This window comes from Mesorhizobium sp. M1A.F.Ca.IN.020.06.1.1 (assembly GCF_004023265.1).
Taxonomy (GTDB): Bacteria; Pseudomonadota; Alphaproteobacteria; order Rhizobiales; family Rhizobiaceae; genus Mesorhizobium.
Map to the genome: position 1 here is coordinate 1 of NZ_RZSR01000850.1, position 2636 is coordinate 2636.

The following is a 2636-nucleotide window of genomic DNA, read 5'->3' on the forward strand; positions in this document are numbered from 1 at the left end:
GGCCCGGCCGATACTGGCGGGCGATCTCGCCGTAATCCTTGGAGCGCTGATCCACATTTTCGATCAGCATCGAGATCGGCGTGCCGGTGGTGATCATCGTCTCGCCGTCCTCGCCGAGGATGAAGCCGGAGAGGATCTTGACCTCGTCCGGCTCGCGGCGCTGGGTGACGAAGCGCGACTGGCCCGGGCGGCGCCGGTCGAGCTCGGCCTGGATGTCCTCGCGCTTGAAGCGGATCCCGGGCGGGCAGCCGTCGATAACGCAGCCAATAGCGGCGCCATGGCTTTCACCCCAGGTGGTGACGCGGAAAAGATGGCCGAAGGTGTTGTGAGACATGGAAAAAACGCCCTGCCCGGCGCGGACCCGGTTCGCCGGTTCAAGCGTGCCTTCTATTGGCGTTTTCCACAGCGGTCAAACGGTGATCGGATGCATCAATCTGTGATCTGGAGGATTTAGTTTTGACACATTCGGTTGGTTTCTGCTCTCTTCCATCCGCCGTTGAGGATCCGCCGTTGCTCATGCCGGCGCAATGACCAAAGAGGACGACGATGCGTACCCTGATTGGCGCCGCCTGCGCCATGTTGCTCATTTCCACCGCTGCCGCGTTCGCCGGCCAGACCGAAGGCTTGATCAAGAAGGTCGACAAGGACACGCTGACGCTGACGCTGGACGACGGAAAGTCCTACAAGCTCAACGCCGAAACCGATCTCGACGCGCTGAAGCCCGGCATGGATATCGTCCTCGCCTACGACGTGACCAATGGCGAGAATGTCGTGACCGATATGCAGCTGCCGGACAGCGACTAGAATTAGCTGGCAACCTAGTCAACCAAACAACGGCGCCGGTCGTCCGGCCGCCATCTTGGTGGCTTCATCCTTCGCGTTTGCGAGGATAGTCGACCCTGGGGCTATAGCGAACTGCTGACAAAATGCGTCGAGGCGATGCTGACCTTCGTTCAGCCGCCCCAAAGCGATTAGGATGAGGCCCCATGCCAGGTCAGTTTGCACGTAATTCTCCAATGAGAAACGTTTGAACTTCATCTTTGCCCGTTGCTCGAAGATGTGGGCGAAGTCACCCAATGCAGTGATCTTCGACCAATCCAGTCGAGCGGCTTTTACGGCAGCCAATGCAACCCGTTCGACATGATAGTCACGATCGTTGGCGTAGAAAGAACACCAGCCTGGAATCGAGCCTGACAGGTCAATGGGGTCGATACAGAGATTAAAGGCGGCCGACTTTGCCGTTCCTTTCCACGTGAGTTTTCCACGGCCGAAAATCGGGCACAAAGTCGACCGACACGCCCCAGCAAGCAGAAAAAGTCATTCCTTTCATCGTTTGAAACTTCAACAGATAGCGCATGTGGTCCTTTGGGTCGCTCACCCAGAACAAATCGCCCACTCGCTGAAAATCTGGTGCCAGAGTGTCTGCCAGCGCTCCTGCGACTATGTCGCCTAGGGCCTCCCGCGGCGAATTGGGCGACCTAGCTCAGGCCGTCGGCGAAATCTATCGATCAAACTGGAGAACATGCAGTCGTAACCGGCCCAATCGTAAGCTGAGCATGACAGGTAAGCATTGCCGACTGCTACGATCAATTCGTTGCCAGGTGTAGAGGCTTACAGCCACTCCAGGCTGCGGCCCTCGAGTCGGAGCATACGGTCCTGCGGCATGTCGAGGCTGGCGGCTTCCTGCTTGGAAATGCCGGTGACGAAGCGGAAGAAGCAGCGCATGACCCCGCCATGGGTGACGCAGACGGTCGGCTGGCGAAGCGCGTCGAACCAGGGTTTTATCCGCTCGAGCAGCATCTCGTAGCTTTCGGCGCCCTCGCCGGGCGGCTGGAAATCCCACTTCGCGGCGCGGCGGCTTTTGGTCGAACCCGGGACACGCTTTTCGAGTTCGGCAAAGGTGAAACCCTGCCAGTCGCCGAAGCTTAGCTCCACCAAGCGCGGATCGGTGCGATAGGCGAGCGGGTCGAGACCCATCGCCGCGCGCATCAGTTCCATCGTCTCGCGCGTGCGGCGCATCGGGCTGGCGACAAAATCGAAATCCGCGGCGTTTCCGATAAGGTCCGCCAACCGTCGGCCGTTTTGCGTCGCCTGCTCGCGGCCAAGTTCGTTGATATCGGTATCTGCCTGGCCTTGCAGCCGACCCTCGGCGTTCCACTGCGTCTGGCCGTGGCGCGCGATGTAGACGAGCGGATACATCAGGTCTCCGGAGGTCGGGCCAGGGCCTGGACGAATAGACAGGCGGAGAGAACTAGTCCTTGACGGTCGAGATGTCGGGCGCGTCGACCGCCTTCATGCCGACGACATGGTAGCCGGAATCGACGTGATGGACCTCGCCGGTCACGCCGCGCGACAGGTCCGACAGGAAGTAGACGCCGGAATCGCCGACTTCTTCCTGCGTCACCGTCTGCTTGAGCGGCGCGTTGTACTCGTTCCATTTGAGGATGTAGCGGAAGTCGCCGATGCCGGAGGCGGCAAGGGTCTTGATCGGGCCGGCCGAGATGGCGTTGACGCGGATCTTCTTGGCGCCGAGGTCGACGGCGAGATAGCGCACGCTGGCCTCGAGCGCCGCCTTGGCGACGCCCATGACGTTGTAGTGAGGCATAACCTTCTCGGCGCCGTAATAGGTCAGCGTC

5 protein-coding genes are annotated in these 2636 nt (G+C 60.4%); 1 reads left to right on the top strand and 4 read right to left on the bottom strand.

The genetic code is table 11. The features are described from left to right. Positions 1-334 (bottom strand): chorismate synthase (locus EOA60_RS27965; protein WP_128312242.1); only part of this gene is annotated, 334 nt, incomplete at its 3' end. A gap of 212 nt (positions 335-546) precedes the next feature. On the opposite strand from EOA60_RS27965, the gene EOA60_RS27970 reads away from it, so the two are divergent. Next, entirely contained in the window at positions 547-804 is a 258-nt protein-coding gene (locus tag EOA60_RS27970; RefSeq protein WP_066998075.1) for a DUF1344 domain-containing protein, read from the top strand. Positions 805-822: 18 nt separating this feature from the next. Here EOA60_RS27970 and EOA60_RS27975 read toward each other — a convergent pair whose 3' ends face one another. The 3 genes from EOA60_RS27975 to EOA60_RS27985 all read right to left on the bottom strand — a co-directional run. After that, entirely contained in the window at positions 823-1284 is a 462-nt protein-coding gene (locus EOA60_RS27975) for a hypothetical protein (protein WP_127335153.1), read from the bottom strand. Positions 1285-1611: 327 nt separating this feature from the next. Beyond that, positions 1612-2199 (bottom strand): histidine phosphatase family protein, encoded by a 588-nt coding sequence (locus EOA60_RS27980; protein ID WP_095823815.1) that lies wholly within the window; start codon positions 2197-2199, stop codon positions 1612-1614. A gap of 52 nt (positions 2200-2251) precedes the next feature. Beyond that, positions 2252-2636, bottom strand: a 385-nt coding sequence (locus tag EOA60_RS27985) for an SDR family oxidoreductase (protein ID WP_128312243.1), incomplete at its 5' end; no start/stop codon positions are given.

What these genes read in the sequence shown, in the direction of transcription:
- EOA60_RS27970 (WP_066998075.1), top strand. Translation starts at nt 547, where the DNA reads ATGCGTACCCTGATTGGCGCCGCCTGCGCCATGTTGCTCATTTCCACC.
- EOA60_RS27980 (WP_095823815.1), bottom strand. Translation starts at nt 2,199, where the DNA reads ATGTATCCGCTCGTCTACATCGCGCGCCACGGCCAGACGCAGTGGAAC.